Source organism: Geodermatophilus sp. SYSU D00697 (assembly GCF_054050175.1).
In genome coordinates this window covers 112,986-139,203 of record NZ_JBJGYV010000006.1, presented here as the reverse complement: position 1 = coordinate 139,203, position 26,218 = coordinate 112,986, and the positions used below count along the sequence as shown (strand labels likewise).

Below are 26,218 nucleotides of genomic sequence, written 5' to 3'. Positions count from 1 at the left end.
CGACCCCGGCACCGTCCCGGAGCAGACTGCGGGCACGCAGGGGGCGGTCCCCGCGAGCACCGGCGCACGGGACGGGAGGCGCGATGGCCCGAGCGCCGGTCGCTCCGGAGGGCGGCCTGCGGATGGGGACGCCGCAGGCCCGCTGGGTCCTGCTGACGACGGTGCTCGGCTCGGGCCTGGCGCTGCTGGACGCGACCGTCGTCAACGTGGCCCTGGAGCGGATCGGCGACGACCTCGACGCCGGCTTCTCCGGGCTGCAGTGGACCGTCAACGCCTACACCCTCACCCTCGCCTCGCTCATCCTCCTCGGTGGGTCGCTGGGCGACCGGTTCGGCCGGCGGCGGGTGTTCGTCGTCGGGGTCGTCTGGTTCGCCGCCGCCTCGCTGCTGTGCGGACTGGCGCCGGACGTGCCCACGCTGGTCGCCGCCCGCGCCCTGCAGGGGGTCGGCGGAGCGCTCCTGACGCCGGGCAGCCTGGCGATCATCTCGGCGTCCTTCCACGGGACCGACCGCGCCGCCGCGGTCGGCGCGTGGTCGGGGCTGGGCGGGGTCGCCGGGGCGCTGGGGCCCTTCGTCGGCGGCTGGCTGGTCGAGTGGAGCTGGCGCGCGGTCTTCCTCGTCAACCTGCCGCTGGCCGTGGTCATCGTGGTGGTGGCCGCCCGGCACGTGCCCGAGACGCGTGACCCCGAGGCCGCGCCGCGGCTGGACTGGGTCGGGACGGCGCTGGTCGCGCTGGGCCTGGGCTGCCTGACCTACGGGCTGACCGCGGCCGGGGAGCCGGGCGGCGCGGCCGCGGACCTCGCCTGGGGCGCTGCCGGCGTCCTCGCGCTGGCCGCCTTCGCGCTGGTGCAGCGGCGCACGCCGGCTCCGCTGGTGCCACCGGTGCTGTTCGGGAACGCGCAGTTCACCGCCGCCAACGCCGTCACGCTGCTGGTCTACGCCGCACTCGGCGCGCTGTGGGTCCTGCTGGTGCTCCAGCTGCAGGTCGCCTCGGGGTTCTCCCCGTTGCTGGCGGGGAGCGCCCTGCTGCCGGTGACCGTGCTGATGCTGCTGTTCTCCGCGCGGGTCGGCGCCCTGGCCCAGCGGATCGGACCGCGCGCGCTCATGACGGCCGGCCCGCTGGTCTCCGCCGCCGGGGTGCTGCTGATGCTGCGGATCGGCCCCGGTGCCTCGTACGTCACCGACGTGCTGCCGGCGACGGTGCTGTTCGGGGCCGGCCTCACCTTGCTGGTGGCGCCGCTGACCGCGACGGTGCTCGACGCGGCCGCCGACCGGTTCGCCGGCGTCGCCTCGGGGGTGAACAACGCCGTCGCCCGCGCCGCCGGCCTGCTCGCGGTCGCGGTCGTGCCGGTCGTGGCCGGGATCAGCGGCGCGGACTACACCGACGCGGCGGCGTTCACCGCCGGCTTCCGGACGGCGCTGCTGGTCTGCGCCGGACTGCTGCTCGCCGGCGCCGTCGTGTCCGCCGCGTGGATCCGCCGTCCACTCGGCGCGGAACAGGAGCACGCCCACCTGCGGTTGGCGGAGTGTCCGCACTGCGGCGTGGCCGCGCCCCAGCTGTGCCCGGCCGCGGAGGAGGGAGCCCGGTGACCGTCACCGCCGAACGCCAGTCCAGCCCCGGGGGCGGCGGCCTGCTCGCGCGCGTGGCGCCGCTGCGCCGGCGGCTGCGCACCGAGGCCGGCAGCGCCGGGTTGCTGCTGCTGGCGACCGTGGTGGCGCTGCTGTGGGCCAACTCCCCGGTGGGCGAGAGCTACGACGCCTTCTGGCACACCGAGTTCGCCGTCCGGGTGGGCGGCGCCGAGCTCTCGCTGGACCTGCAGCACTGGGTCAACGACGGCCTGATGGTGTTCTTCTTCTTCGTCGTCGGGCTGGAGATCAAGCGCGAGCTGGTGATGGGGGAGCTCACCGACCGGCGGCGGGCCGCGGTGCCGGCGATGGCCGCGGTCACCGGGCTCGCGGTCCCGGCGCTGGTCTACGTCGCCTTCACCCTGGACAGCGCGGCGGTGTCGGCGTGGGGCGTGGTCATCTCCACCGACACCGCGTTCCTGCTCGGCGTGCTGGCCCTCGTCGGGCCGGCCTGCCCCGCGCAGCTGCGGCTGTTCCTGCTCACCCTGGCCATCGCCGACGACGTGGGTGCGCTCACCGCGATCGCGCTGTTCTACACCGAGGACCTCGCGCTCGGCCCCCTCGTCCTGGCCTTCCTCGGCCTGGCGCTCATGGTGGGACTTCGGTACCTCCGGGTGTGGCGCGGCCCGGCCTACCTCGTGCTCGGCGTCGCGGTGTGGGTGGCGATGTACGCCTCGGGCGTGCACCCGACCCTCGCCGGCGTGGTCATCGCCCTGTTCACGCCGGCCTACCCCGCCCGGCGGGCGGAGGTGGAGGACGCCGCCCGGCGCACCCGCGCCTACCAGCAGTCGCCCAACCCCGAGTTCGCCCGGCTGGCGCGGCTGTCCATCGACCGGTCGGTGTCGGCCAGCGAGCGGCTGCAGCAGCTGTGGCAGCCGTGGACCAGCTTCGTCATCGTCCCGGTGTTCGCCCTGGCCAACGCCGGCGTCCCGCTGACCGGCGACACCCTCCGGGCCGCGGCCACCTCGCCGGTGACGCTCGGCGTCGTGGCCGGCCTGGTCCTGGGCAAGCTCGTCGGCATCCTGCTGGGCACCGGGCTGGCGGTGCGCTTCGGCATGGGGGAGCTCGCACCCGGTCTCACCGGCCTGCAGCTCGCCGGCGGCGCGGCGCTGTCGGGCATCGGCTTCACGATCTCCCTGTTCATCGTCGACCTCGCCTTCGACGACGAGCGGCTGGCCGACGAGGCGCGGGTCGGCGTCCTCGCCGCGTCCGTGCTGGCCGCGCTGCTCGGGTGGGCGCTGTTCCGGCTCGCCGACCGGCGCCGTCCTCCCGGGGCCGCCGGCAGTCCGGACCTGCTGGACCCCCCGGTCGACCTCGAGCGCGACCACGTCCGGGGCCCGGTCGACGCCCCGCTGACCCTGGTCGAGTACGGCGACTTCGAGTGCCCGTTCTGCGGGCGGGCCACCGGCACGGTCGAGGAGCTGCGCGCCCGGTTCGGGGACCGGCTCCGCTACGTGTTCCGGCACGTCCCGCTGGTCGACGTCCACCCGCACGCGGAGCTGGCCGCGGAGGCGGCCGAGGCCGCCGGGGCGCAGGGCCGCTTCTGGGAGATGCACGACCGGCTCTTCGCCGCCCAGGACCGGCTGACCGCCTCCGACCTGCTCGAGCACGCCGCGGCGGTGGGGTTGGACGTGCAGCGGTTCGCCCGGGACCTGGGCGCCGGCCGGTTCGCCCGCCGGGTGGAGGAGGACGTCGAGTCCGCCGAGGCCAGCGGCGTCGGGGGCACGCCCACGTTCTTCGTCGGCGGCCGGCGGCACACCGGCCCGTACGACGCCGACACCCTGGCCGCCGCGCTGCTGGCCGCGGCGGGGGAGGACCCGGCCGACGTGCCCGCCCGGCCGGACGGCGCGCCCGCCGGGCTGGCCCTGCCGGCGCTGGGGCCCCGGCGGGGGAGCGAGCGGCCCGACGTGCTGCCCGACGCGGTGGCGCCCGTCCCGGCCGACCTGCCCGAGACCCCCGACCGCAACGGTGCCTTCCCGCGGCTGACCGACGCCCAGCTGGCGCTGCTGGAACGCCACGGCACCCGGCGCTGGTGCCCGGCCGGGGACACGTTGTTCCGCGAGGGCGACCGCGGCTACGACTTCCACGTCGTCCTCTCCGGGGCGGTGGCGATCGTGGAGGACTCCGGCCGTCCCGACCAGCGGGTGATCTCGGTGCACGGAGCGCGGCGGTTCCTCGGCGAGCTGGACCTCTTCAGCGGCCAGCCGGTGTCGCTCACCGCGCTCGTGCTGCGCCCCGCGGAGACCGTCCGCCTGGACCACGCCGGGATGAAGGCGGCCTTCACCGCCGACCCGGCGCTCAAGGAGATGGTGCTGCGGGCCTTCCTGCTGCGCCGGTCCATGCTGCTCGAGCTCGCCGCCGACCTGCGCATCGTCGGGCGGGCCGGGTCCCCCGACAGCCGCCGCCTGCAGGACTACGCCCGGGACCGCCGGCTGTCGGCGACCTTCGTGGACCTGGAGAGCACCGGCGACGGCGCCGCGCTGCTCGCCGAGCTCGGGGTCTCCGAGGAGGACCTGCCGGTCGTGGTCTGGCGGGAGGGCCGGGTGCTGCGCAACCCGACCGACGCCGAGGTCACCGCGGCCGTGGAGGCCGGGGGCTGACGGCGGCGGTCCCCTCGGCCACCAGCCCCACCGCCGCTCGGACGGCGGCCGCCAGGACGTCCGGGCCGGTGCCGAGCGAGGCCAGGACGGCGTGCGCGCGGTCCGCGAAGTCCGGTGGCGCCCCCGGCAGCCGGTCGGCCAGCGCGCTCAGCGCCGGGTCGAGGTCGGGCGACACGTCCCCGCCTGGCCGCCGCGGCCGGGCGCCGCACCGCGGCGGGGAGCGGGCAGCTCCCCGCCGCGGACCTCAGCGCTCCGCGAGGTAGGCCGCGGCCGTCTCCCGCAGCCGGTCGTGCACGCCGTCCACGGCGACGGCGCCGCCGAGGTACCGCTTGGGCAGCTTGGCGACCATCGTGTAGTTGGTGTCGACGACGTTGCCCGCCGGCGCCAGCCCCGCCTGGCTGACCAGCTGGTAGGCGTCCAGCTCGTCCCACCCGGTCAGCTGCGCGGCCCAGGTCACCAGGTCGTGCTGGCTGATCCGGAAGGCGTCCTCGAGCGGCCGGACCGACCCGGTCGACATGAGGAACTCCTCGGTCTCCAGCCGCGGCCATGCCGGTGGGGTCGTCGCGGTGGCGCCGCCCTTCACCAGGTCGACGACGGCCACGGTGCGCATGGCCGCCTCGACGGCCGTGCCGCACACCTCGCCCTCGCCCTGGCGGCAGTGGCCGTCCCCGAGGGAGAGCAGCCCGCCCGGGACGTTGACGCCGAAGTACAGCGTCGTCCCGGCCCGGACCTCGGGGGTGTCCATGTTCCCGCCGTGGGCGCCGGGGGTGATGCTGGCGAACACCTCCCCGCCGGCCGGTGCGACGCCGATGGTGCCGTGCATCGGGTCGAGCGGGAGCTCGACCTCCGGGCCGCCGCGCCGGGGCCGGAACAGGCAGGTGCCGCGCTCCCGGTCGACCTCGTAGACCCAGACCAGCTCGTCGAGCGCCTCGTGCAGCATCGCCGTGGAGTGCGTGGTCGTCAGCGCCCCGAAGTGCGGGAACGTCGAGGACACCGCCCAGTCGCGCACCGGCGTGATCTCCACCAGGTGGACGGCGAGCGTGTCGCCGGGCTCGGCGCCCTCCACCGCGATCGGCCCGGTGACCGGGTTGAGGTAGGGGAACTCGCAGACCCGGGTGGGCAGGTCGTCGACCCCGCGCACCCGCCCACCGAAGCAGTCCTCCGTGGTCAGCTCGACGACGGTGCCCGGCGCGACGGTGATGAGCGGCTCGCCGCCGCCGAAGGTGTACCGGAGCTGGTCGGCCGTCGGCTCGACGGTCACGACCTCCAGCGCCGCGGTCACAGGCCCTCCTCCGCCCGCAGCTCGGGCTTGCGGCCGGTGGCGATCAGGACCGCCATCAGCAGCAGGCCGATCCCGAGCCAGACGAACCCGAGGGTCTGCGCGGCCACCTGCGCGTTGATGACGACGTAGACGAGGATCACCAAGCCGATCACCGGGACGGCGAGGTGCAGCCACCAGTTGCGGCTCTTCCGCCGGATCACGTAGTGGACGATGACCGACAGGTGCAGCAGCAGGAACGCCGAGAGCGCACCGAAGTTCACCAGCGTCGACAGCAGCGAGATGCCGTCCTCCCGGCTGCTCATGTACAGGCCGAGGACCAGGGAGACCACGGCGACCAGCAGGGTGGCGTTGACCGGCACCCGGCGGGTCGGGTGCACCCGCCGGAGGAACCCCGGCAGCTGCCGGTCGCGGGCCATGGCGAACAGCAGACGCGAGGTGGCGGCCTGGGCGACCAGCGAGTTCGCGAAGCCCCAGGCGATGGCGGTGGCGATCGCGGTCAGCGTCGACAACCACGCGCCGCCGGCGACCTCGGCGGCGTCGTAGAACGCCGTCCCCGCGGCGTCGCCCTCGGCGATGAGCGTGTCGGGGTCGGGGACCAGGAGCGCGGCGACCCACGTCTGGACGATGAACAGCGTCCCGGCCAGGGCCAGCGCGGCGATCATCGCCTTGCCGAGGGACCGGGCCGAGTCGCGGTTCTCCTCGGCGAGCGTGGAGATGCCGTCGAAGCCGAGGAAGCTCAGCACGGCGATGGAGACCGCGCCGAAGACCAGCTCCAGCGAGAAGGTGTCGCTGTTGTAGATCGGCGAGAAGTCGAAGCCGCGCCCCTGCCCGGAGGCCAGGGCCACGATGCCGATCACCAGGAAGACCGCCAGCACGATGAGCTCGCCGACCAGCATGATCTTGTTCACGCGCGCGGTGAACTCGATGCCGAACCAGTTGACGACGGTGTTGAGCACCACGAAGGCGACCAGCCAGACCCAGACCGGCACCGACGCCCAGATCGAGTTCATCGCCACGGCGGCGATCAGGTAGAGCAGGCCGGGGACGAGCACGTAGTCGAGCAGGATCATCCAGCCGGCGACGAAGCCGACCGGCTGGGCGATGCCGCGACCGGCGTAGGTGTAGACCGAGCCGGCCATCGGGAAGGCCCGCGACATCTGCGAGTAGGACGCCGCGGTGAACGCCATGGCCAGGCCGCCGATCGCGTAGGCGAGCGCGATCATCCCGCCGGAGCCCTGGAAGACGCTGCCGAAGATGCCGAACGGTGCGATCGGCACCATGAAGATCAGGCCGTAGACCAGCAGGTCGGTGAAGCTCAACGAGCGCTTGAGCTCCTGCCGGTAGCCGAAGGCCTCCACGCCCGGGTCACCGGTCGCGGGGACGGGCCCCCGGGCGGCGCCCGGGAGCGGGCCGGCGGGGTCGCCGGTGTTGGTCGTGATGCGGGGGTCGCTCACGGTTCCTCCTCTCCTCCGGCTCGGGGCCGGGCGGGGAGAGAGTAGGCCGCGTTTGTTTCCAGATGGAAGCAAGTCAGCCGGAGCGGACCTCGGAGAAGCCCAGCCCGACGGCCCGGGCCAGCCGGGCGCGGGCGGGCGCCGGGCGGCGCGCCGTCCCCGGGCCCGCGAGGGACGCCGCCAGGCGGACGCCGTCGTACACGCCCCGGGCGTAGGCGCAGACCACCGGCGCCGATGGGCCGGCCCGTCGCGCGTGCCGCTCCTGCAGCGCCAGCTGCCCCTCGTCCGCGGCGCCGTCCGTGGCGGCGAAGGAGGGCATGCAGGCGAACAGCTCCCCGGTGCGGTCACCGCCGATCGCGTAGAGCCCGTTCTCCTCCAGCGCGCCGGAGAGCCGGACCACCCCGCGGTCGAGCCCGCTGCGGGCGAACTCCCGGTTGAAGGCCACCAGGTCCCGGCCCACCAGGCTGAGCAGCACCGCGTCGGCCCGGGTCCGCCGGACCAGGTCGAGCACCGGGCCGGGGTCGTCGACGCCGAAGGGCACCAGCCGCTCGCCGACGACCTCCGCCCCGAGCTCCCGCAGCACCGAGGCGGCCGCCCGGTGCACCGCCTGCGGCCAGACGTAGTCGTTGCCGACCAGCACCCAGCGACGCGCGCGGTGGGAGGCGACCAGCCAGGCCAGCGCGGTGGCGTGCTGGTCCCGCGGGGAGGAGCCGATCCGCAGCACCCCCGGACGGCGGCGCCCGCCCTCGTGCGGCGGGGTGAAGACGTAGCGCACCCGGCCGGTCAGCGCGGCCTCGAGCGCGCGGTGCACGTCGCTGGTGTGGTAGCCGACGAGGACGTCGAACGCGCCGGCCTCGTGCAGGGCGGCCGCCTCCGCGGCGACCACCCGGGGCGGGCGGCCGGAGTCGACGGTCACCAGCTCGACCGGGCGCCCGCGCACGCCGCCGTCGGCGTTGGTCTCGTCGGCGGCCAGGCCGGCGAGGTCCAGCGCGGACGGGGCGGTGAGCGCCAGTGGCCCCGACAGGGGCACGGCCAGCCCGACGCGGACGACGTCCGGACGGCGGGGGAGGAGGGTGGCCTCCCACGCGTCCAGGAGACCGGTCGGCTCGGGCACCCGATGAGTATGGTGCGGCCATGGCCGTCGAGCAGCAGGCGAAGCCGAGGGCGGTCTCGCCGTCGCTCGTGGAGCTGCTGACGGTCGCCCAGCGCCGGGTCGCCCGGGGGGTCGCCGGGGTCCTGGCCGAGGACGGCGCCACGCTGGACACCTACCGGGTGATGCGCTGCCTGGCCGCCGGGCCCGGGCGCTCGATGGGCGAGCTGGTCACCGCGCTGTCCCTGCCGGCGCCGACGCTGACCCGGCTGGTCGACGGGCTGGTCGACGCCGCCGAGGCCTACCGGCTGCCCGACCCGGACGACGGCCGCCGGGTCCGGGTGCACCTCTCCGCCCGGGGACGCAGCCGACTGGCCCGGCTGGAGGGCCTGGTCGGCGCGCACGAGGCCGCGCTCGCCGAGACGCTGGGAGCGGCGCGGGTGGAGTCGCTGGTGCGCGCGCTCAGGGACCTGGACGCCTGACGCCGCTGGGAGCATCGCAGCGACCGCCAGCCGACCTGGAGGAGTGAGCTAGTCGGTCGCCGGCGGGAGCAGCCGGGGCATGAACACCTCGTCGATCGGCCGCGGCCCCACGTACTGCCGGCAGGTGCAGGGCACCCACTGGTGTCCCGACCAGCGGCCGCGCTTGTCGAAGGTGTCCCGCCGCAGCTCGGCGTAGCAGGTGTTGGTCTCGGTGTCGTGCTGGCTGAGCGTGTGCCCGCACCCGCACAGCGGCGCCGGCAGCGCCGGGGGTGCGGGCTTGGTGCGCCGGCTCAGCCGCCCGCCGAGGAACCCCATGGCGAGCAGGGCAGCGCCGACGAGCAGGCTGACAGGTTCCACCGCTCTCGCTCCTCCGGGTCGTGCCTGTCGACGGTAACGCGGGAGCGGGCCGCGGTGTCCCTCAGTCGGACTTCTTGCCCCGTCCGCTGACCGCGTCGCGCAGGTGGTCCAGCAGGCTGGCGACGGGCCCGAGGACGGTCCGCACACCGGCCTCGTTCGGCGTCATCGGGTGCGCACGGGTGGGCGCCATGGCCTTGACCCGCTCCACCTTCCCCGCCATCTCCACCAGCTCGTCGCGGCTGAAGGTCGCACGCAGCTCGGTGAACATCCGGCTCTCCTCGTGCTCGACGTGGTGCCGGATCTCGCGGATCAGCGTCTGCACCTCGACGTCGAACTGCGCGTCCTCGGGGTCCATGCGCTCCAGCCGCTTCATGGTCTCCTCGGCCTGGGCGTGCTCGTGCTTGGAGTGCTCGGCCTCCTCCTTGTCGACCTGCTTCTCCACGCGCGGGTAGACCTGGGTCTCCTCGGCCACCGAGTGCTTGACGAGGCCGATGGTCACCTCGTCGACCAGCTCGCGCTTGCGCCGCAGGACGTCCGGTCCGGTCCGTCCGACCAGCGTCTCCAGCTCGGTGAAGATCCGGTCGAACTCCCGGTGGTCCGCGCTCAGCAGGTCCACGACGTCACGCTGGTTCTCGGTCTGGGTCATGGTCGGCTCCTCGTCGTCCTCCGGGCTCCGGGAGTTCCCCGGGGCGACCCGCTCCACACCGATCCGGACCGCGCCGTCCGATCCACTCCGCCGGGTTGTTTCGATCATGTGAACCAGGGCACAGGGACGTCGTGGAGTCGTACGCCGTGGGGTTCGCCCGTCCCGATCGCTGGTCGCTGGGGCGGCCGGCCGAGCAGAGTCACCCGTGGCACGCCGTGGAGGCCCACCGTCCTCCGGCCGAGCTGGACGGCGAGGTCGAGCTGGCCGTCTGTGGCGCGATCGTCCAGGTGTGGGGGTCGCAGCAGTGGGAGCGCGTCGGGGCCGGCCGCACCGCCTGCCCGGAGTGCCGTGAGCTGACGGCGGTCGGCCGGGAGCTCGCCGGCGCCCGCTGAGGCGGCGCGGGTCAGCGCCGCTCGGGACGGCGGCCGCTGATCGCCGACAGCCCGGTGATCTCGCGGCCCACGATCAGTGCCTGCACCGAGTCGGTGCCCTCGAAGGTGAAGACCGCCTCCATGTCGGCGTGGTGGCGGGCCACGTGGTGGTCGAGCAGGATCCCGTCGCCGCCGAGGATGTCGCGGGCGTCGGCGACGATGGCGCGGGCCTTGGCGGCGTGGTTCATCTTGGCCAGTGACGCCATCGCGGCGGTCATCCGGCCGGCATCGGCCAGCGTCGACAGCCGCCAGCACATCAGCTGCATCGCGGTGATCTCGGCCAGCATCCGGGCCAGCTTGTCCTGCACCAGCTGGTAGCCGGCGATGGGGGAGCCGAACTGCTCGCGGCGCAGCGCGTGGGCCAGGGCCAGCTCGTAGGAGGCGGTGGCCAGGCCCAGGGCCCGCCAGGCGACGGTGTAGCGGGTGCGGTCGAGGACCTTCGAGACGTCCTTGAACGAGGAGCAGTTCGCCAGCTTGTTCTCCGCGGGGACCCGGACCCCGGTCAGCGTGATCTCCGCCTGCCAGACCGCCCGCAGCGCCGTCTTGCCGGTCATCACGGTCGCCTCGTAGCCCGGCGTCCCCTTGTCGACGACGTAGCCGCCGACGGCGCCGTCCTCGCCGCGGGCCCAGATGATGACGTGGTCGGCGATCGTCCCGTTGCCGATCCACTTCTTCTGGCCGTCGAGCACGTACGCGTCGCCGTCCCGGCGGGCCGAGGTCTCCAGGCCGACGGCGTCCGAGCCGTGCCGGGGCTCGGTGAGGCCGAAGGCGCCGATGCGCTCCATCCGCGCCATGGCCGGCAGCCAGCGCTCGCGCTGCTCCTCGTCGCCGAGCAGCGCGATCGACTGCATGGCCAGGAAGCTGTGCACCCCGTTGAAGGTGCCGACGCTGCCGTCGGCGCGGGCGAGCTCCGCCGCGACGATGCCGGCCGAGACCGCGCTCATCCCCGGACAGCCGTAGCCCTCGATCGTGCCACCCGCGATGCCGAGCTCGGCGATCTTCGGGACCAGCTCGAAGGGGAACTCCGCGCGCTCCCAGTAGTCGTTGATCCGCGGGGTCACCTCCGTGTCGCAGAAGGCGCGCACCCGGTCGCGCAGCTCGAGCTCCTCGGGGGCGAGGAGCTCGTCGAGGGCGTAGAAGTCCGGACTCGTCACGGACCCGACGCTAGGGCCCGGCCGGGCGTGCTGCCCGTCGTCGCGGGCCGGGTCCGCTACCTTCCCCCGCGTCGCCGTCGGGAGGTCGGGTGCCGTTCTTCATCGTGCGGGTCGCGCGGCTGCTGCGCCTGCGGTTGCGGGGGTGGCGGCTGCCCCTGGCCGTCGCCGTCTTCGTGTTCCTCAGCAGCTGGCTGGCGATGGCGCTGCTGGAGCCGGCCGACAGCGACATCGCCGCGCCCGGCACCTACTGGTGGTACTTCGTCGTCACCTCCGCCACCGTCGGCTACGGCGACGTCTTCCCGGCCACGCTGGCCGGCCGGCTGGTCGGCGCGTACGTCATCGTCGGCGGCATCGTCACGCTCACGCTGCTGTTCACCTCGCTCGCCGCCGCCCTGCAGTCGGTGAAGAGCAAGAGAATGAGGGGGCTGGTCGCCCTGGACCTCGCCGACCACGTCGTCCTGCTGGGGTACACGCCCGGCCGCACCGCCCGGATCGTCGCCGAGCTCACCGCCGAACGAGGCGTGCAGGTGGTGCTCTGCGCCTGGGACGAGGTCCCCGAGGACCCCCTGCCCGAGCTGCCCGAGGTCCACTTCGTGCGCGGCGACCTGACCTCGGAGGACGTCATGGCCCGCGCCGCCGTCGCCCGCGCGCGGACGGCGGTCGTCGACGCCCGCGACGACAACGAGGCGCTCGCCGTGTCGCTGGCCGTCGCGCACGCCAACCCGCGGATCCACCTGGTCGCCGCGCTGCGCGACCTCGGCCGGCTGGGGACCCTGCGCTACGCGCACCCCGACGTGCAGGCGGTGCAGTGGCACATGCCCTACCTGCTCACGGAGGAGGCCAACGACCCGGGGATCGCGCAGGTCTACAACGACCTGATGACCAGCGGCGGGCACGGGAACACCTACTCCGCCCGCGTGCCGGCCAGCTTCCCGCACGCCACCTTCGGCGACTGCCAGACGTGGTTCGGCCGCACGTTCGGCGCCACCCTGCTCGCCCTGCGCACCGACGGCCGGCTGGTGGTCAGCCCCGCCTGGGACGCGCCGGTGCCGGAGGGCGCGACGCTGTACTACGTCGCGGGCGGGCGGATCGACCCCGCCCGCCTGACCGCCGGCCGCTGAGGTCAGGAGCCCAGCAACCCCCGCGCGTAGGCGGCCTGGCCCAGGTGCTGCAGGTCGTCGCCGAGCACGCTGACCAGGCGGACCCCGAGGGTCACCGGCGGGTCCCAGCGGGTGTCGACCACGCGGTCGAGGTCGTCGTCGAACAGGCCCCGGAGGAACTCCGCCGACCGCGCCGACACCGCCTCGCAGTAGCCCAGCAGCAGCTCCGCCGACGGCACGCGGACGGCGTCGACCTCCTCGGCGCTCATGCCGTAGCCGGTCGCACCGACGTCGACGGGCAGGCCGAACCGGTCGGCCCAGCCCTGCTCGGTCCACACCTGCTCGGTGCCGGCGACGTCGGCGACGTGGTCGTCCTGCACCCGCAGCAGGTGCCAGGCCAGCCAGCCGATCGGGTTCGCGCCCGGCGCGACGCGGCGGGCGAGGTCCTCGGCGGAGAGGCCCTCGATCGTGGCGGAGAAGGTCTCCGCGATCTGGCCGTAGGCGTAGAGGAGGAGGTCGCGGCTGCGCATCAGTCGTCGTCCCCGTCCTCGGGGTCGCTCTGCGCCTCGAGCTCGGCGGCCTGTTCGGGCGTCTCCAGCTCCAGGGCGATGTCGCGCGGCTGCGGCTTCTCGGAGGATGGGGTCGTCATGGCTGCCGAGCGTGCCGCACATCGGCCGCAGCTGCGCCCCGAGGTCCGGCCGCGCCCTCAGAACCAGCCGAGCAGGTACCCCGCGAGCGCGGTCAGGCCGCCCAGCACGGCGAGCACGAGGAGCAGCACGACCACCACGGGGACGACGACCCACCGGCGCTTGAACCGGCGACGGGTGCGGGGTGGGGGAGCCGGCGGCCGCTCGGTCGCGACCGGACGCCGTCCGTGCGGGGCGTCGCGCCGCTCGCGCCGCCGCTCGGCGAGGTAGTGGCCGGCGTCCCGGGCCACCGAGCCCAGCGCGGTCGCCGAGGCCGAGGCGAGGGCCCGGAGGTCCGCGGCGTCGAAGCGCTCCACCCGGCCGCCCTCGGGCGGCGGGGCCGCCGCGTCGGGACGGGGCGGTGAGGACTGCGGCGGCGACCAGGCCGACGGCGCCTCGGCCTGCGCCAGCGCGGCCTGGAGGTCGCGGCGCGCCTGCTCGGCGGTCGCCCGCCGGGCCGGGTCCTTGGTGAGCAGGCCGCGCAGCAGGGGCTCGAGCGGGCCGGCCCGCTCCATCGGCGCGGGCTCCTCGGTGACCACCGCCATCAGGGTGGCCATCGGCTCGCCCCTGGCGAAGGCCAGCCGGCCCTCGACGGCGGTGTAGAGGGTCGCGCCCAGGGACCACAGGTCCACCGGCGGCCGCGGCTCCTCACCGTTGGCGCGTTCCGGTGCCATGTAGGACGGCGAGCCGATGATGGCGCCGGTCGTGGTGATCGTGTCGTCGTCGGTCGACGTCGCGATGCCGAAGTCGGTCAGGCAGGCGTGGCCGTCGGACGCGACGAGGACGTTCGCGGGCTTGACGTCGCGGTGCACGATCCCGGCCCGGTGCGCGGCCTCCAGCGCGGAGAGCACGTCCAGGCCGATCCGGGCCACGGCGGCCCAGGGCAGGGGCCCCTCCTGGTCGACGATCTGCTGGAGGCTGCACGACTCGACGTGCTCCATCACCAGCCAGGGCCGGCCGTCCTCCTCCACGACGTCGTACACCGCGGTGACGCAGGGGTGGTCCAGGCGGGCCGCCGTCCGGGCCTCGCGCATCGTGCGTTCGCGCAGGACGCGCCGCTCCTCCTCGGACAGGTGCAGCGCGAAGGTGATCTCCTTGATCGCGACCGGCCGCTCCAGCTTCAGGTCGGTGGCCAGCCAGACGACGCCCATGCCGCCACGGCCCAGGACGTCGCGCAGCGCGTAGCGCCCGGCGACCAGGCGGTCTGCTGTCGATGGCTCCACAGCCATGGGCGGACGGTACGCCGGGGAGGGCGGTCCCGCCGGTGCACCGGAGCGCGGGATCTGCTCCCCGACGACGAAGGTCCCTGTCCGGCGGGCACCGCGGCGATCACGATCGAGCCGGGCCGGCGGACCGCGGGCGCTCGGTGCCCGCGGCCGGGCAGGCCGAGGGGGACGTCATGACGGAGCAGACAGGCCGGCCCGACGAGGGCCCGGCCCGGGAGCCGCGGGTCGTCGTCGGCATCGACGGCTCGGACGGTGCGCGCGCGGCGTTGCGGTTCGCGCTGGAGGACGCCGGCCGCCGCGGCGTCCCGGTGGACGTCGTCACCGCCTACCGGCCGCCCGACAGCTGGATGGACTTCTACGCCAGCGGCGAGCACCACGACGACCGCGCCGAGAACGCCGCGGTCGAGCAGGCGCAGGCGATGCTGGCCGAGGTGCGCGGCGAGGTGCCGGGGCCGGTGCCGGAGGTGCGCGTGCGGGCGACCGTGGGGGCGGCGGCCGACGTGCTCATCCGGGAGTCGACCGGCGCGGACCTCCTGGTGGTCGGCAGCCGGGGCCACGGCGGGTTCTCGAGCATGCTGCTCGGCTCGGTGACCATGCACTGCGCCCTGCACGCCACCTGCCCGGTCACGGTGGTCCACTCGCCGCAGGCGCACCACCACCGGCTCCGCCTGCGGCGCGAGCACGGCGCCCGCGAGTCCCGGACGACGGTCGGCTGACCGCGCCGGCGGGGGTCCGGGCGGCCACCGCGGACGACGTGCCGGCGGTCGCCGCCGTCCACGCCCGCGCCGGGCGAGCCGCGTGGTCGGCCTTCCTCGGGGACGTGCTGGCCGAGCCGGAGGTCGACACCTGGCGGGCGCGGCTGGCCGAACCGGGGTTCCTCGTGGCGGAACGGGCCGGACGGGTGGTCGGCTTCGCGCGCGCCGATGCGGGCACCGGGGAGGTGGCCTACCTCTACGTCGACCCCGACGAGCAGGGGCGGGGGACCGGGCGGCTCCTGCTCGCCGCCGTGCTGGACCGGCTGCGGTCGGCCGGTCACCGGCGGGCGCGGCTGCGGACCGAGGAGCGCAACGCCGGGGCGCGCCGCTTCTACGAGACCGGCGGCTGGCAGGTCACCGGTGAGGTGCTCGAGCGCGAGTGGCGGGGCCGCCCGCTCCGGGAGGTCTGGTACGCCCGGGACCTCTACTGACCGGGGTCGGCCAGCCAGCGGCGCAGCACCTCGTCCTCGCGCCGCAGCACCACCAGGGCAAGCTCCCGGACGGCGGCCTCCACCTGCCGCCCGACCAGGGGTGCGTCGACCTCGGCCTCCCCGGTCACCGTCGACCGGGTGCCCCCCGCGACCGGGGACAGCCGGCGCTCGCCGCGCACCACCGCCGTCCGGCCGAAGACCTCCGCGCTCACGTGCAGGACGCCGTGGTGCCCCCTGTCCCCGTCGGTCGTCCAGACCCGGCGGTCAACGACAGGCACCTCACGCCCCACGAACCGGGTGAACACCGCCGGGATGCCCGCGGTGGGGGCCAGCAGCCGCACCGTGGTGCGCGGTCCGCCGTCGTCGGTCGCGGTGTCGACGCCCTCCAGCCGGGCGTTCAGCGCCCGGGCGTAGTCCCGGAGGAACGACTCGTCGGTGAGGACGGCGAGGACGTCGTCCGGGTCGGCGGGATAGGTGGCGACGTGGTCGATGGGCACGCCGAATCCTCGGCCGTCCCGGGCGACGGCGCGCGTCGAGCCACCCACTCCGCGGTCCCGTCCCCGGGCGGGACGGGCGGCCGGGCCGGTCGTCGGAGCCGGGGGGACACCGGGTCCTCCGTCGACGGGCGGCGTGGAGGTGGTCGTGTGCGGGTGGCGGAACCCCGTCGTCGGCATCGGTCTGGTCGGCACGGTCGCCGCGCTGCACGGGGTCCGGACCCGGGGGCGCGGCGACCTCGGAGCGCCGTGCCCCCGCGAGCGGGGCGCCGTCCGGGGGTGCGGTCCCTGCACCGCCGCCGTCCGCTCCTCCGGTCGCGCCCGCGGTGGTCGTCGTCGACCCCGGCCACAACGGCGGGAACGCCTCGGGCCCCGCGGAGGTCGGCCGGCTGGTGCCGGCGGGCGGCTTCGACAAGCCGCGCGACACCACGGGAGCAGCGACGGACGCGGGCTGCCCGGAGCACGCGTTCACCTTCGACGTGGCCCAGCGCGCGGCCGGCCTGCTCCGCGCCGAGGGGTCACCGTGCCCCTGACGAGGACCGACGACACCGGGGGCGGCCCCTGCGTCGACGCACGGCCGCCGCCGCCAACGACGCCGGCGCCGCCGACCTGGCGGTTCCCATCCACGCCGGCGGCGCGGCCGCCGGCGTCCGCGGCTTCCACGTCATCGAGCCCGACGTCGCACCCGATGGCGGCACCGCGGCGATCCTGCCGGCCTCCCACGACCCGGCGCTGGACCTGCTGGACGCGTTCGGCGACGAGACCGGCCAGCTGCCGGCCACCTGCCCCGGGGGGCCTGGGTCGACCCCGGGCTCACCCGCCGCAGCGACCTCGCCGGCCTGGACCTGGCCAGGGTCCCCGCGGTGTTCATCGAGTGCGCCACCCTGCGCAACCCCGAGGACGCCGCCGCCGTGACCGGCCCGGGAGGGCGGCAGCGTGCCGCGCAGGGGGTCAGCGACGGCGTGCTGGCGTACCCGGGCGCGCGGTGAGGCTCATCCCGGCGTGCCGTCCACCCAGGTGACGGCTCCGCGCAGGAACCGGCCGCGGGTGATCGCCCGGTCCACCTCCTCGACGACCAGTCCCACCAGCCACCGGACCGGCCCGGTGCGCTCGAGCACCTCCTCGGTCGGGAGGTCGCGCGGGGTGGCCAGCAGGCCGAGGGTGCCGGCGACGGCGGTGAGCGCGGCGTCCTCCGGCGTCCACCCGTCGTCCGGCGGCGAGTCCACGGCCTGCTCGTCGGCCCGCGTCCGGTCGGCCCGGCTGTCGACGTACCGGGTCCCGAGCCACCGCCGGCGCGCAGTCCACGACCCCCGGCGCAGGTGCTCGGCGGCCAGGTCCTCCTGGTCGACGGGGCCCCGCCGCAGCAGCTCGGTGAGCGACGGTGCGCCGTCGGCGAGCAGCCGGTCGGCGGGAGGGAACCCGGTGGGCCCGGCGTCGAACTCCACGGCATCGTCGGTCTCCCGGACCCGCCCGCGCAGCGCGAGGTCCACCAGCAGCGTGCCGCGCACCGCCAGTGCCGTCACCAGGTCGTCGGTCAGCCGTCCCCGGTCCAGCGCGAGGCAGGCCAGCCGCATCGACACCGACTCGTCCCAGTCGTCGTCCACCCCGCGCATCGTCCAGGATCCGCGGGCCGCGAGGTCCCCTGTTCGCCCGATGGGGCGAGCGCCGGCTCCGCCGGCGGTCGGCGTGCCCGGACCTGCCCTGTCCGGGTACGAGTCGGCGGCGCAGACTTCTGCCCGTGACCAGGGTCGGCTTGGTGCTGGGTGCCGGGGGCGTCGTCGGTCAGGCGTACCACTCGGGTGTGCTGGCGGTCCTGCAGCACGACTTCGGCTTCGACGCCCGCACCGCGGACGTGATCGTCGGGACCTCGGCGGGGTCGATCACCGGCACGCTGCTGCGGCTGGGTGTCTCGGCGGAGGACCTCGCGGCCTGGACGGTGAAGGCCCCGCTGTCCGGCGACGAGGAGGTGCTCCGCCAGATGGCCGACACCCCCGTGCCCGACCTGGCCCCGTTCCGCCCGCTGGACATGCTGCGCCGCCCGCTGGGCTTCCCGGGCCGGCACATGGTCCAGCGGGCGCTGACCCGGCCGTGGCGGTTCCGGCCGCTGGCGGCGGGCATGGCCCTGGTCGCGCCGGGGCGGCACGACATCGTCGAGCAGCTCGGCGCGCTCCGGGAGCTGGAGCGGCCGGAGTGGCCGCACCCCCCGCTGTGGGTCTGCGCGGTGCGCCGGCGCGACGGGCGCCGCGTGGTGTTCGGGCGCCCCGGGGCGCCGGCGGCGCCGATCCACCGGGCCGTCGCGGCGTCCTGCGCGGTGCCCGGGTACTTCGCCCCCGTGGACATCGGCGGGCACGCCTACGTCGACGGCGGCGTGCACTCGCCGACCAACGCCGCGATCCTCAGGAACCGCGGCCTGGACGTCGTCCTCGTCGTCTCACCGATGAGCGGGCCCGCCGGGAGGCAGCTCGACGTCTACGCGGCGTCGCGCCGCCACTCGGCCCGCCTGCTCCGGCGCGAGGTCCGGGCCCTGCAGGCCACGGGGGTCCGCACGCTGGTCTTCACCCCCGGAGCAGCCGAGCAGCAGGTGATGGGCAACGACATGATGTCCCGGCTCCGGCTGAACGAGGTGATCCAGCAGTCCTTCCTGGCGGCGGGCGCCCGGGCGGCGAGGCCCGACGTGTCGGAGCTGGTCCGGAGCCTGGGCGAGCGCTAGCCGCCTGGCTTCGACGGACGACCGTGCGGCTCGGCCGCGGCGCCGGGTCAGCCACCCTTGCGGTGGATGAGCGCCAGGCCCGCCACCTGTCCGAGTGGTCGTACCCGAGCACGCGGGGCGCACCGACATGCGCCACTGCCTGGACAGCCGCGCCGCGCCGGTGCTACCACGGTCGACGTCCCGTCGCCTGTGAGCTGTGCCACTTCTGGCGAAGCAGGGGGTCAAGGCTGGTCATCGGGCGACAACCCGCTACAGCGCCAGGGGGCGATGGCCTTGAGGAAACGTCTTGTCGCACTTCCGATGGTGGTGGCGAGCGCCACGACCGCGGCGACGACCGCGGTCCTGCTGGCCCCCGCGGCCGCGGCGGGAACGGTGCCTGTCGTCACCACGACCTGTCCTCACAGGCTCACCGTCGCCACGTTCGAGCCAGGCAACGAGGTGTCCGGCAACGCGACCGTGACCACACGGGATCCGGCCGATCGGGTGAACGGCGGAGAGGGGCTCTTCCTCCTCGAGGAAGGCACGTCCAGGCCGTTCACCCTCGCAGTGCACCTGGGCGCCCAGACCGACGTCAGCCAGACCTTCTCGTTCACCGCCACGGGGACCTCGTTGACGGCTTGCCTGCTCGCAACGTCTCAAGGTGGCGGTGAGGAGAACATCGGCACCGTCTGGACGAACGTGACGTAGAGGGCTGGGGCGGCGCACCAGGTCGGCCCGGGTGGAACGCCGAGCCGGCTGCGTGACGAGGTCCGCAGGGGCGGACGAGCCAACCTGCGGGTGGAGTGGTGGGGCGGGTGGGGCTCGAACCCACGACCCAGGGATTATGAGTCCCATGCTCTGACCGGCTGAGCTACCGCCCCGGTGCGCCCAGCCTGCCAGACGCCGTTCCCCGCGCGGTGCGCAGCCGCCGATCAGCTGCGGTAGCTCAGGACGGCGGCACCGGCGGCCGCGACGACGAGCGCGGCGAGCACCCAGAACGCCGTCGGGTAGCCGCCCACCGCCTCGGCCAGCGCCGTTCCAGCCCACGGCGCGACGGCGGTGGCCAGCGTGACCGGCGCGGCCAGGTACCCGCCGATCGTGCCGTACCGGGTGGCTGCCCAGCGCTCGGCGACGACGGTGGCCTGCAGCAGCGTCCCGGCGCCACGCGCCGCCCCGGCGAGCACGGCCGCGGCGATGAGCAGCGCCGGTGGGCCGGGCAGCCCCGCGAGCAGCCCGATGGTCGCGGCGGAGGCCAGCACGATCACCAGTGCGCGCCCGGCCGGCGAGGTCCGCGCGCTCAGCGGCGCGTACGCGAGGCGGCCGAGCAGCTGCCCCGCGCCGAGCAGGCCGAGCGTGGTGGCCGCCAGCGAGCTGGAGAACCCCCGGCCGGTCAGCAGCGGGATGAGCGTGAGGCTGGCCGCGTACAGGCCGAAGGCGGTGAGCGTCAGCGCCCCGGCGAGCAGCAGGAACCCCGGCGTCCGGACCTCCGGCGGGACCCGCCGCCGGCCCTCCGCCGCCCCGGACGGCGGGCGCGCCCACGCCGCGGGGAGGGCGAACGCGTGCAGCGGCACGGTCACCACGGCGAGCACCGCGGCCAGCACCAGGTACGTCCCCCGCCAGGAGAAGGCCGTCAGCAGCGCGTCGGTCAGCGGCGCGAAGACCGTGCTGGACAGGCCCGCCGCCAGGGTCAGCGCCGTCAGGGCCCGGACACGGTCCTCCCCGTACCACCGGGCCAGCGCGGTGAACGCCGCCTGGTAGAGCACCCCCGCCATCGCCACCCCGGCGACCAGCCACGCCAGCAGGAACCAGCCGTAGCCCGGCGCCAGGGCGATGCCCACCGTCGCGGGGACGGCGAGCAGCGAGCCCGCGGTCATCACCCGGCGGGGACCGCGCCGGTCGAGCCAGTGCCCCACCGGGATCCCGGCCAGCGCCGAGACGACCAGGCCCGCCGAGAACGCCGCCGACGCCGTCGGGGCCGACCAGCCCGTGTCGGCGGTGATGTCGGCCAGGGCGACCGGGAAGGCGTAGTAGAGGACGCCCCAGCTGGTGATCTCGGTCGCGCAGAGCGCGACGAGGCCCCGCTGCCGGCCGCGGCGTGTCGTCGGCGCGTCGGGTCGGGGTGTGCGAGATCTCACCCCGGCCGCCCGGCGCGGCTGCGCACGCGTGCCTGGACCGGCGTGGGGAGCTGCCGGCCGGTCCGGGACACGGTCCACGTCTACCGGAGTCCGCGCAGGTGGGCGACGGGGTGCCGGGCCCTGACGGCAGGTACGGTCGGTGATCACCGCCCTGCGGTCACCCGACTGCGGCATGTAGCGGGAGGTCACCCGTTCGGGCAAGCAGGCACGCCGCGGGCGTTACCCGATCGTGACCGGTCCTGCGCGCCGTAGTAGCTTTCCCGACGGCCTTGCCGGGCTCAGCTCCTCGGGAACCGAGGGCCTCGGCGAGGCCCCGCCGAACCGCCGACGACCCCTCCGGGTCCAGGCGGACCGGGGACCCACCGAACTCCTGGGGTGAGTCCTGCCTGCGCGTGGGGACGCAGGCAGGTAGGGCGCCGTCCGGCCCGAACCCGTCAGCTAACTCGGTAGGCGGTCGCGAGGATGGGAGAACCGTCGCCTTGGCGACCCTGCACCACCTGAACACCGAGCCCCGCCGTGCTCCGTCGCCGAGCCGCCGCCTGCGCTCCCCGCGCCGGACCCTGGTCGTCGCCGCCGCGGTGGCCGGCCTGCTGGCCGGCGCGCCGGCCGCGGTCGCCGCTCCGGGCACGCCCGCCTCCTCCGAGCAGGACCAGCTGGCCGCCCAGGTGGCCCGCATCGAGGAGCAGGTCGCGGCCGCCGAGGAGCAGTTGCAGCGGATGACCGTGGAGGCCGAGGCGGCTGCCGACGCCGCGCTGGTCGCCCGCGCCCAGCTGGCCGACGCCCGCGCGGAGGCCGAGCGGACCGCCGCCGAGCTGGCCGACGCCCAGGCCGACGTCGCCGGAGCGGAGCAGGCCATCGCCGACCTGGGCCGCCAGGCCTACATGGGCGGCGACACCCGCTACGGCGACGTCCAGATGCTCCTCGACGCGCAGAGCCCCACGGAGCTGCTGCAGCAGGCCGCCACGATGGAGGTCATCGGGGACCACCGGGCCGCCCAGCTCCAGGACTTCCTGACCGTCGAGCAGCGGGTGGAGGACGCCGCCCGCGCCGCCGAGGACGCCGTCGCCCGGCGGGACGCGGCCGCCCGTGCCGCCGACGAGGCCGAGGCCGCCGCCAACGCCCACCTCGCCGAGGCCCAGGCCGAGTTCGACGCCCGCTCGGCGGAGAAGGCCTCCCTGGAGGAGCAGCTCCGCCAGGCGGGGGAGCGGCTGCTGGCCTCCCAGGGCGCGGCCGACCCCGGCGCGGCGTGGAGCCAGCGGCAGTCCCAGGCGCAGGCGCTGTCCAGCGCGCAGAGCTCGACCGCCATGCCGACCGCCGGACGGGTCACCTCCTGCTACGGGGCCCGCTGGGGGACCCTGCACCAGGGCGTCGACATCGCCGCGCCCATCGGCACGCCGATCTACGTCCCCGAGGACGGCGTCGTGCTGCAGGCCGGCCCGGCCAGCGGGTTCGGGCAGGCCGTGTACGTCCAGCACGGCGACGGCCAGATCACCCTCTACGGCCACGTGAACCGGTTCTTCGTCGGCGCCGGGCAGGTGGTCACCGCCGGCCAGCAGATCGCGGAGGTCGGCAACAAGGGCCAGTCCACGGGGCCGCACCTGCACTTCGAGGTGCACCAGGGCGGGCTGTACGCGAACCGGGTGAACCCGGTGCCGTGGCTGACCGCGCACGGCATCGCGGTGGGCGGCTGCTGACGTCGGCCTGACACGGGTGCGGCCGCCGGGGTGGACCCGGCGGCCGCAGCCGTCCTCAGCGCCTCCCGCGCAGCCGGCCGAGGAGCCCGCCCACGCCGCCGAGCGTCTGCGCGGCCAGTTGCAGGATCGGGCCCCCGGGGATGCCGGGTGCTGACTGCACGATCGGCGCCAGCGCCAGCAGTCCGCCGATCTCGTGCACCTTGAGCCGGCGGCGGGCCAGCGCGACCACCGGGTTCACCCGCCCGGACGCCGCCTCCAGGAGCAGGTCGGCCGGCGCCTCGACCGCCGTCCCCGTCGGCCGGCCCGGGGGCAGCCGCCCGACGGTCCAGCCGTCGCCGTCGGCGGCGAACCGCCACCCGCCGTCCGGCGTGGCGAGCCCGGCGCCCCCGGTGATCCCGTTCGCCGCCGCCAGCGCACCGGTCACGTCGGCGAGCGCGGCCAGCCCGGACTGCAGCACCGGCGCCGGGACCGGTGGTGCTCCGGCCTCGGCCAGGTCCAGCCCGTGCACCGCCAGCTCGTAGGCCTGGCCGAGCACCACGCTGAGCAGGGGGAGCCGGCCGACGACGGCGACCGCCGGGGCGGTGTCCAGCTCGACCGGTTCCTCGGCCAGGTAGCGGGCGGTGGCCTCCCGGTTGCGGTGCAGTGCCGCGAGCACCTCCGCGCGCGACGCGGCGCGGTGCGCGGCGGTCACCCGGGCGTTGGTGGCGTCAGCGTCGGGTGGGGTCCCGGTCCCGCCGGTGCGCGCGGAGGCGATGAGGTCGGCCAGCGCGGCGTGGTCCGCCCAGCAGCCCAGGTGCACGCACACCTCGTGCGCCCGCCAGCCGGGCAGCCGGGTGGGGCGGTCCAGGTCGACGGTCGCGGCCTGCTCCAGGAAGGCGTCCCACGCGTCGAGGACCATCCCGCCGACCTCGTCCCGCCCGGCACCGGCCATGCCCTGCTGTCGCACCATGCCGCGGCTCCTACCCCGGAGCCCGCGGGCCAGGCGCGCCGTCCACTTGAACCCCGACGGCGGTCCGCGCAGCCTGGAGGGGTGACACGCAGCGGCACGACGCGCGGAACGGTGATCCGCTGGGACGAGGACCGTCGGGCCGGGCTGGTCGAGGCACCGGACCTGCCCGGCGGCTGCTGGGTGGACGCCTCGGTCGTCGACGGCCCGCACGGGGGGACGCTCCGCGCCGGCCAGGTGGTCGACGTCGACTGGACCGAGCCCGGGGCCGAGGGCGTCCCGTTCCGGGCGACACGGGTGGTGCCGCGGGAGGACCTGCAGGCCACACTGGGTGCCTGACGCCGTGTCGGCACCCGTGTCCCGCGGTCCTGCTCGCTACGCTGGGTGAGCAGGACCGCCTGCGCCGAGCCCGCCTGGGGATCGGCTTGTGGGCCCACGGGGGAGATCCTGTGGATGGTGTGTGGGTGGCACCGGATGGCTGGACGCCGGTCCCCTGTGCATGGTATGGCCCGCTGACCAGCGCATAGAGGTCCTGGCGGTGACCATCCGTCACATGTGTCTCATCCGCCCCTCCCGCACTGGCGCGATCGGGTGACCATCGTGCAAACTGTTCCCGGGACCCCTGGTCCGGAACCGCCGAACACAGCCTGTCACCGAATCGATCGTCCGTTGGGGAAGACGAGACCGATCGAGTCGATGGAGGTGCCCCGTGCAGCGACGGTCTACCCAGGGTGTCGTCTTCGTGCACGCGTGCCCGAAGGCGCTCTGCCAGCACGTCGAGTGGGCGCTCGAACGCGTCGTCGGCGCGCCGGTCTCCCTGTCGTGGGCCGACCAGCCCGCGGCACACGGTTCCTACCGTGCCGAGGTCGCCTGGACCGGCGCCCCCGGCACGGGTGCGAAGCTGGTGGCTGCGCTGCGCGCGTGGCCCATGCTGCGCTTCGAGGTGACCGAGGAAGCCAGTCACGGCAACGACGGCGAGCGCATGTCGTACGTGCCCGGGCACGGCGTCTTCCGGGCACCCACGAGCGCCAACGGTGACCTCATCGTCACCGAGCAGCAGCTGCGCCACCTGGCCGCCACCGCGACGTCCATCGAGGCGTTCCGGCACGGTGTCGACCAGCTCCTCGGCGCGGCCTGGGACGCCGACCTCGAGGTCTACCGTCACGCCGGCGACGGCAGCCCCATCACCTGGCTGCACCAGGTGGTCTGAGGGAGGACTGGACCGGTCTCATCACGATCCGACTACGACGAGTCGAGGGTTCCCACCTCCGGTCGTAGGCTCAGGCAGGTCGTCCGGACGTCGTCGGGGAAGCGGCGTCCGGACGGCCACCGGCTCCGACGCGACGGGGCCCGGCACCACTCGGTGCCGGGCCCCGTCGTCGTTCGTCGCGCCGGGAGGTCCTCCCGTCCCGCCGCGCGTCCTCTCGCTCCGTCTGCGCTGGGGGAGGACGCGCCGGGATCAGGGTCCCTGATCCCGGCTCCGCCCCCTAGAGCGGGATGTTGCCGTGGGCTCCGCGCCCGGCCGGCGCCGCCGCCAGCGCCTCGATCAGCCGGGCCCGCGTCCGGGAGGGCTCGACCACCTCGTCGACGACGCCGATCTGCAGCGCCCGGTTCACCCCGCCGGCGATCCGCTCGTGCTCGGCGGCCAGCTGGGCGTGCAGCGCCTCCCGCTCGGCCGGCGGGACGGCGGCCAGCTTCTTGCGGTGCAGGATGCCCACGGCCGCCTTGGCGCCCATGACGGCGACCTCGGCGCCCGGCCAGGCGAACACCGCCGTCGCGCCGAGCGAGCGGGCGTTCATCGCGATGTAGGCCCCGCCGTAGGACTTGCGGGTCACCAGCGTCACCCGCGGGACCACCGCCTCGGCGAACGCGTGCAGCAGCTTCGCGCCGCGCCGGACGACGCCGTCCCACTCCTGGCCGACACCGGGCAGGTAGCCCGGGACGTCGACGAGGACGACCAGGGGGACGCCGAAGGCGTCGCACATCCGCACGAAGCGGGCGGCCTTCTCGGCCGACGCGGAGTCCAGGCACCCGCCCAGTCGCAGCGGGTTGTTCGCCACGACCCCGACCGTCCGCCCGGCCAGCCGGCCGAGGGTGGTGACGATGTTGGGCGCCCAGCGCGGGTGCAGTTCCAGCCCGGGGCCGTCGAGGACCGCGCCGACCAGCGGCTTGACGTCGTAGGCCCGCTGCGGCTGCTCGGGCAGCAGGGCGCGCAGGTCGACGTCCGGCTCTCCGGTGGAGGGTGCCAGCGAGCCCTGCGCGGAGAGCAGGTCCACCGCGGTGCGGGCGGTCTCCAGGGCGGCCCGCTCGGTCTCGGTGACGACGTGGACGACGCCGCTGCGCCGGCCGTGGGTGTCCGGGCCGCCCAACCGCTCCATGTCCACGTCCTCGCCGGTGACCGAGCGGACGACCTCGGGGCCGGTGACGAACACCCGTCCGGCGGGGCCCATGACGACCAGGTCGGTCAGCGCCGGACCGTAGGCGGCGCCGCCGGCGGCCGGGCCGAGCACCACCGAGATCTGCGGGACCCGCCCGGAGGCCCGGACCATCGCCGCGAAGACCTCACCGACCGCGTGCAGCGCCGTCACGCCCTCGGCGAGGCGCGCGCCGCCGGAGTGCCAGATCCCGACGACCGGGACCCGCTCGCGCAGCGCGGTGTCGATGGCGTCGACGATGTGCCGGCAGCCGTCGAGGCCCATGGCGCCGCCCATGACGGTCGCGTCGGTGCAGTAGGCGATCGCCGGGGTCCCCGACACCCTGCCTCGCGCCGCCACGACCCCCGAGACGTCGCGCGGGCGGAGGAGGGTCATCGAGCCCGCGTCGAAGAACCGCAGCAGGCGGTCCTCCGGGTCGCGCGGGTCGACCGCGGTCGGGACGGGGGCGGGGGACAGGGTGGTCACGGGATCTCCGGCCTCTCCGGGGTCGGGCGTGCCTGGACAGCCGC

The 26,218-nt window shown here is 75.6% G+C and carries 28 protein-coding genes, 1 tRNA gene and 1 riboswitch; of the genes, 14 read left to right on the top strand and 15 right to left on the bottom strand.

Translation table 11 applies throughout. The features are described 5' to 3' along the window. The first annotated feature begins 83 nt into the window (after positions 1-83). Entirely contained in the window at positions 84-1,589 is a 1,506-nt protein-coding gene (locus ACI79C_RS07965) for an MFS transporter (protein WP_456945091.1), read from the top strand. Beyond that, complete coding sequence (gene nhaA / locus ACI79C_RS07960; protein ID WP_456945090.1) at positions 1,586-4,225, top strand: Na+/H+ antiporter NhaA; 2,640 nt, start codon at positions 1,586-1,588, stop codon at positions 4,223-4,225. The genes ACI79C_RS07965 and nhaA overlap by 4 nt, the downstream gene beginning before the upstream one ends. Here nhaA and ACI79C_RS07955 read toward each other — a convergent pair. From ACI79C_RS07955 to ACI79C_RS07940, 4 genes are all read right to left on the bottom strand, one after another. Then, positions 4,197-4,400 carry a hypothetical protein gene (locus ACI79C_RS07955; RefSeq protein ID WP_456945089.1) on the bottom strand — a complete coding sequence of 68 codons (204 nt, stop codon included), beginning with the start codon at positions 4,398-4,400 and terminating at the stop codon, positions 4,197-4,199. The two genes, nhaA and ACI79C_RS07955, sit on opposite strands and share 29 nt — an antisense overlap. 69 nt (positions 4,401-4,469) lie before the next feature. Then, on the bottom strand, positions 4,470-5,507 hold the full coding sequence (locus ACI79C_RS07950; protein ID WP_456945088.1) for an acetamidase/formamidase family protein: 1,038 nt from the start codon (positions 5,505-5,507) through the stop codon (positions 4,470-4,472). Continuing rightward, a complete protein-coding gene (locus tag ACI79C_RS07945; RefSeq protein ID WP_456945087.1) occupies positions 5,504-6,961 on the bottom strand; it encodes an APC family permease in 1,458 nt (485 codons plus the stop codon). The genes ACI79C_RS07950 and ACI79C_RS07945 overlap by 4 nt, the downstream gene beginning before the upstream one ends. A 73-nt stretch (positions 6,962-7,034) precedes the next feature. Beyond that, positions 7,035-8,072, bottom strand: a complete 1,038-nt coding sequence (locus ACI79C_RS07940; RefSeq protein WP_456945086.1) for an ABC transporter substrate-binding protein — start codon at positions 8,070-8,072, stop codon at positions 7,035-7,037. Between the two features lie 20 nt (positions 8,073-8,092). Between ACI79C_RS07940 and ACI79C_RS07935 the strand changes: the two genes are divergently transcribed. Next, positions 8,093-8,530 (top strand): MarR family winged helix-turn-helix transcriptional regulator, encoded by a 438-nt coding sequence (locus ACI79C_RS07935; protein ID WP_456945085.1) that lies wholly within the window; start codon positions 8,093-8,095, stop codon positions 8,528-8,530. A 48-nt stretch (positions 8,531-8,578) separates the two neighbouring features. Here ACI79C_RS07935 and ACI79C_RS07930 read toward each other — a convergent pair whose 3' ends face one another. Further along, a complete protein-coding gene (locus ACI79C_RS07930) occupies positions 8,579-8,887 on the bottom strand; it encodes a hypothetical protein (protein WP_456945084.1) in 309 nt (102 codons plus the stop codon). Positions 8,888-8,948: 61 nt separating this feature from the next. Continuing rightward, positions 8,949-9,533 (bottom strand): hemerythrin domain-containing protein, encoded by a 585-nt coding sequence (locus tag ACI79C_RS07925; RefSeq protein WP_456945083.1) that lies wholly within the window; start codon positions 9,531-9,533, stop codon positions 8,949-8,951. A 131-nt stretch (positions 9,534-9,664) separates the two neighbouring features. Here ACI79C_RS07925 and ACI79C_RS07920 point away from each other — a divergent pair, with 131 nt between their 5' ends. Further along, complete coding sequence (locus ACI79C_RS07920) at positions 9,665-9,925, top strand: hypothetical protein (RefSeq protein ID WP_456945082.1); 261 nt, start codon at positions 9,665-9,667, stop codon at positions 9,923-9,925. Positions 9,926-9,936: 11 nt separating this feature from the next. Here ACI79C_RS07920 and ACI79C_RS07915 read toward each other — a convergent pair whose 3' ends face one another. Continuing rightward, on the bottom strand, positions 9,937-11,118 hold the full coding sequence (locus tag ACI79C_RS07915; RefSeq protein ID WP_456945081.1) for an acyl-CoA dehydrogenase family protein: 1,182 nt from the start codon (positions 11,116-11,118) through the stop codon (positions 9,937-9,939). Between the two features lie 89 nt (positions 11,119-11,207). On the opposite strand from ACI79C_RS07915, the gene ACI79C_RS07910 reads away from it, so the two are divergent. After that, on the top strand, positions 11,208-12,239 hold the full coding sequence (locus ACI79C_RS07910) for an ion channel (protein ID WP_456945080.1): 1,032 nt from the start codon (positions 11,208-11,210) through the stop codon (positions 12,237-12,239). 2 nt (positions 12,240-12,241) lie between these two features. Here the strand turns inward: ACI79C_RS07910 and ACI79C_RS07905 are convergent, their stop codons facing one another. Together ACI79C_RS07905 and ACI79C_RS07900 are read right to left on the bottom strand one after the other, a co-directional pair. Beyond that, entirely contained in the window at positions 12,242-12,748 is a 507-nt protein-coding gene (locus ACI79C_RS07905) for a mycothiol transferase (RefSeq protein WP_456945079.1), read from the bottom strand. A 176-nt stretch (positions 12,749-12,924) separates the two neighbouring features. Continuing rightward, positions 12,925-14,133 (bottom strand): serine/threonine-protein kinase, encoded by a 1,209-nt coding sequence (locus tag ACI79C_RS07900; RefSeq protein ID WP_456945078.1) that lies wholly within the window; start codon positions 14,131-14,133, stop codon positions 12,925-12,927. 170 nt (positions 14,134-14,303) lie between these two features. Here ACI79C_RS07900 and ACI79C_RS07895 point away from each other — a divergent pair, with 170 nt between their 5' ends. Both ACI79C_RS07895 and ACI79C_RS07890 read left to right on the top strand, forming a co-directional pair. Next, positions 14,304-14,846, top strand: coding sequence for a universal stress protein (locus ACI79C_RS07895; RefSeq protein WP_456945077.1), 543 nt, complete (start codon positions 14,304-14,306; stop codon positions 14,844-14,846). 38 nt (positions 14,847-14,884) lie between these two features. Further along, positions 14,885-15,316, top strand: coding sequence for an N-acetyltransferase family protein (locus ACI79C_RS07890; protein ID WP_456945076.1), 432 nt, complete (start codon positions 14,885-14,887; stop codon positions 15,314-15,316). On the opposite strand, the gene ACI79C_RS07885 is transcribed toward ACI79C_RS07890, so the two are convergent. Further along, positions 15,310-15,813, bottom strand: coding sequence for a DUF2505 domain-containing protein (locus ACI79C_RS07885; RefSeq protein ID WP_456945075.1), 504 nt, complete (start codon positions 15,811-15,813; stop codon positions 15,310-15,312). The two genes, ACI79C_RS07890 and ACI79C_RS07885, sit on opposite strands and share 7 nt — an antisense overlap. Before the next feature lie 323 nt (positions 15,814-16,136). Here ACI79C_RS07885 and ACI79C_RS07880 point away from each other — a divergent pair, with 323 nt between their 5' ends. Both ACI79C_RS07880 and ACI79C_RS07875 read left to right on the top strand, forming a co-directional pair. After that, the gene (locus tag ACI79C_RS07880) at positions 16,137-16,343 is read left to right on the top strand and encodes a hypothetical protein (RefSeq protein ID WP_456945074.1); all 207 of its coding nucleotides are present in this window, start codon (positions 16,137-16,139) and stop codon (positions 16,341-16,343) included. 330 nt (positions 16,344-16,673) lie between these two features. Then, positions 16,674-16,799 carry a hypothetical protein gene (locus tag ACI79C_RS07875; protein WP_456945073.1) on the top strand — a complete coding sequence of 42 codons (126 nt, stop codon included), beginning with the start codon at positions 16,674-16,676 and terminating at the stop codon, positions 16,797-16,799. A 3-nt stretch (positions 16,800-16,802) separates the two neighbouring features. On the opposite strand, the gene ACI79C_RS07870 is transcribed toward ACI79C_RS07875, so the two are convergent. Continuing rightward, positions 16,803-17,414, bottom strand: a complete 612-nt coding sequence (locus ACI79C_RS07870) for a GPP34 family phosphoprotein (RefSeq protein ID WP_456945072.1) — start codon at positions 17,412-17,414, stop codon at positions 16,803-16,805. 134 nt (positions 17,415-17,548) lie between these two features. Between ACI79C_RS07870 and ACI79C_RS07865 the strand changes: the two genes are divergently transcribed. Then, complete coding sequence (locus ACI79C_RS07865) at positions 17,549-18,520, top strand: patatin-like phospholipase family protein (protein ID WP_456945071.1); 972 nt, start codon at positions 17,549-17,551, stop codon at positions 18,518-18,520. Between the two features lie 300 nt (positions 18,521-18,820). Continuing rightward, on the top strand, positions 18,821-19,207 hold the full coding sequence (locus tag ACI79C_RS07860) for a hypothetical protein (protein ID WP_456945070.1): 387 nt from the start codon (positions 18,821-18,823) through the stop codon (positions 19,205-19,207). A 96-nt stretch (positions 19,208-19,303) separates the two neighbouring features. Here ACI79C_RS07860 and ACI79C_RS07855 read toward each other — a convergent pair. Together ACI79C_RS07855 and ACI79C_RS07850 are read right to left on the bottom strand one after the other, a co-directional pair. Further along, positions 19,304-19,380, bottom strand: a tRNA-Ile gene (locus ACI79C_RS07855). 51 nt (positions 19,381-19,431) lie between these two features. After that, the gene (locus tag ACI79C_RS07850; protein WP_456945069.1) at positions 19,432-20,634 is read right to left on the bottom strand and encodes an MFS transporter; all 1,203 of its coding nucleotides are present in this window, start codon (positions 20,632-20,634) and stop codon (positions 19,432-19,434) included. Positions 20,635-20,938: 304 nt separating this feature from the next. Beyond that, positions 20,939-21,102, top strand: a riboswitch (cyclic di-AMP (ydaO/yuaA leader). 11 nt (positions 21,103-21,113) lie between these two features. On the opposite strand from ACI79C_RS07850, the gene ACI79C_RS07845 reads away from it, so the two are divergent. Next, on the top strand, positions 21,114-22,328 hold the full coding sequence (locus ACI79C_RS07845) for a M23 family metallopeptidase (protein ID WP_456945068.1): 1,215 nt from the start codon (positions 21,114-21,116) through the stop codon (positions 22,326-22,328). Positions 22,329-22,383: 55 nt separating this feature from the next. Here the strand turns inward: ACI79C_RS07845 and ACI79C_RS07840 are convergent, their stop codons facing one another. After that, a complete protein-coding gene (locus ACI79C_RS07840) occupies positions 22,384-23,277 on the bottom strand; it encodes a maleylpyruvate isomerase family mycothiol-dependent enzyme (protein ID WP_456945067.1) in 894 nt (297 codons plus the stop codon). 81 nt (positions 23,278-23,358) lie between these two features. Here ACI79C_RS07840 and ACI79C_RS07835 point away from each other — a divergent pair, with 81 nt between their 5' ends. Then, positions 23,359-23,613, top strand: a complete 255-nt coding sequence (locus ACI79C_RS07835) for a hypothetical protein (RefSeq protein ID WP_456945066.1) — start codon at positions 23,359-23,361, stop codon at positions 23,611-23,613. Between the two features lie 370 nt (positions 23,614-23,983). After that, positions 23,984-24,484: a DUF3145 domain-containing protein gene (locus ACI79C_RS07830; protein WP_456945065.1), complete on the top strand. Its 501-nt coding sequence runs from the start codon at positions 23,984-23,986 to the stop codon at positions 24,482-24,484. 277 nt (positions 24,485-24,761) lie between these two features. Here ACI79C_RS07830 and ACI79C_RS07825 read toward each other — a convergent pair whose 3' ends face one another. After that, a complete protein-coding gene (locus ACI79C_RS07825; RefSeq protein WP_456945064.1) occupies positions 24,762-26,174 on the bottom strand; it encodes an acyl-CoA carboxylase subunit beta in 1,413 nt (470 codons plus the stop codon). Positions 26,175-26,218 lie beyond the last annotated feature (44 nt).

Bases quoted from the DNA above. Each gene is read 5' to 3' on its own strand.
- ACI79C_RS07965 (WP_456945091.1), top strand. From the start codon at position 84: ATGGCCCGAGCGCCGGTCGCTCCGGAGGGCGGCCTGCGGATGGGGACG.
- ACI79C_RS07935 (WP_456945085.1), top strand. From the start codon at position 8,093: ATGGCCGTCGAGCAGCAGGCGAAGCCGAGGGCGGTCTCGCCGTCGCTC.
- ACI79C_RS07925 (WP_456945083.1), bottom strand. From the start codon at position 9,533: ATGACCCAGACCGAGAACCAGCGTGACGTCGTGGACCTGCTGAGCGCG.
- ACI79C_RS07905 (WP_456945079.1), bottom strand. From the start codon at position 12,748: ATGCGCAGCCGCGACCTCCTCCTCTACGCCTACGGCCAGATCGCGGAG.
- ACI79C_RS07900 (WP_456945078.1), bottom strand. From the start codon at position 14,133: ATGGCTGTGGAGCCATCGACAGCAGACCGCCTGGTCGCCGGGCGCTAC.
- ACI79C_RS07895 (WP_456945077.1), top strand. From the start codon at position 14,304: ATGACGGAGCAGACAGGCCGGCCCGACGAGGGCCCGGCCCGGGAGCCG.
- ACI79C_RS07860 (WP_456945070.1), top strand. From the start codon at position 18,821: ATGGTGGTGGCGAGCGCCACGACCGCGGCGACGACCGCGGTCCTGCTG.
- ACI79C_RS07840 (WP_456945067.1), bottom strand. From the start codon at position 23,277: ATGGTGCGACAGCAGGGCATGGCCGGTGCCGGGCGGGACGAGGTCGGC.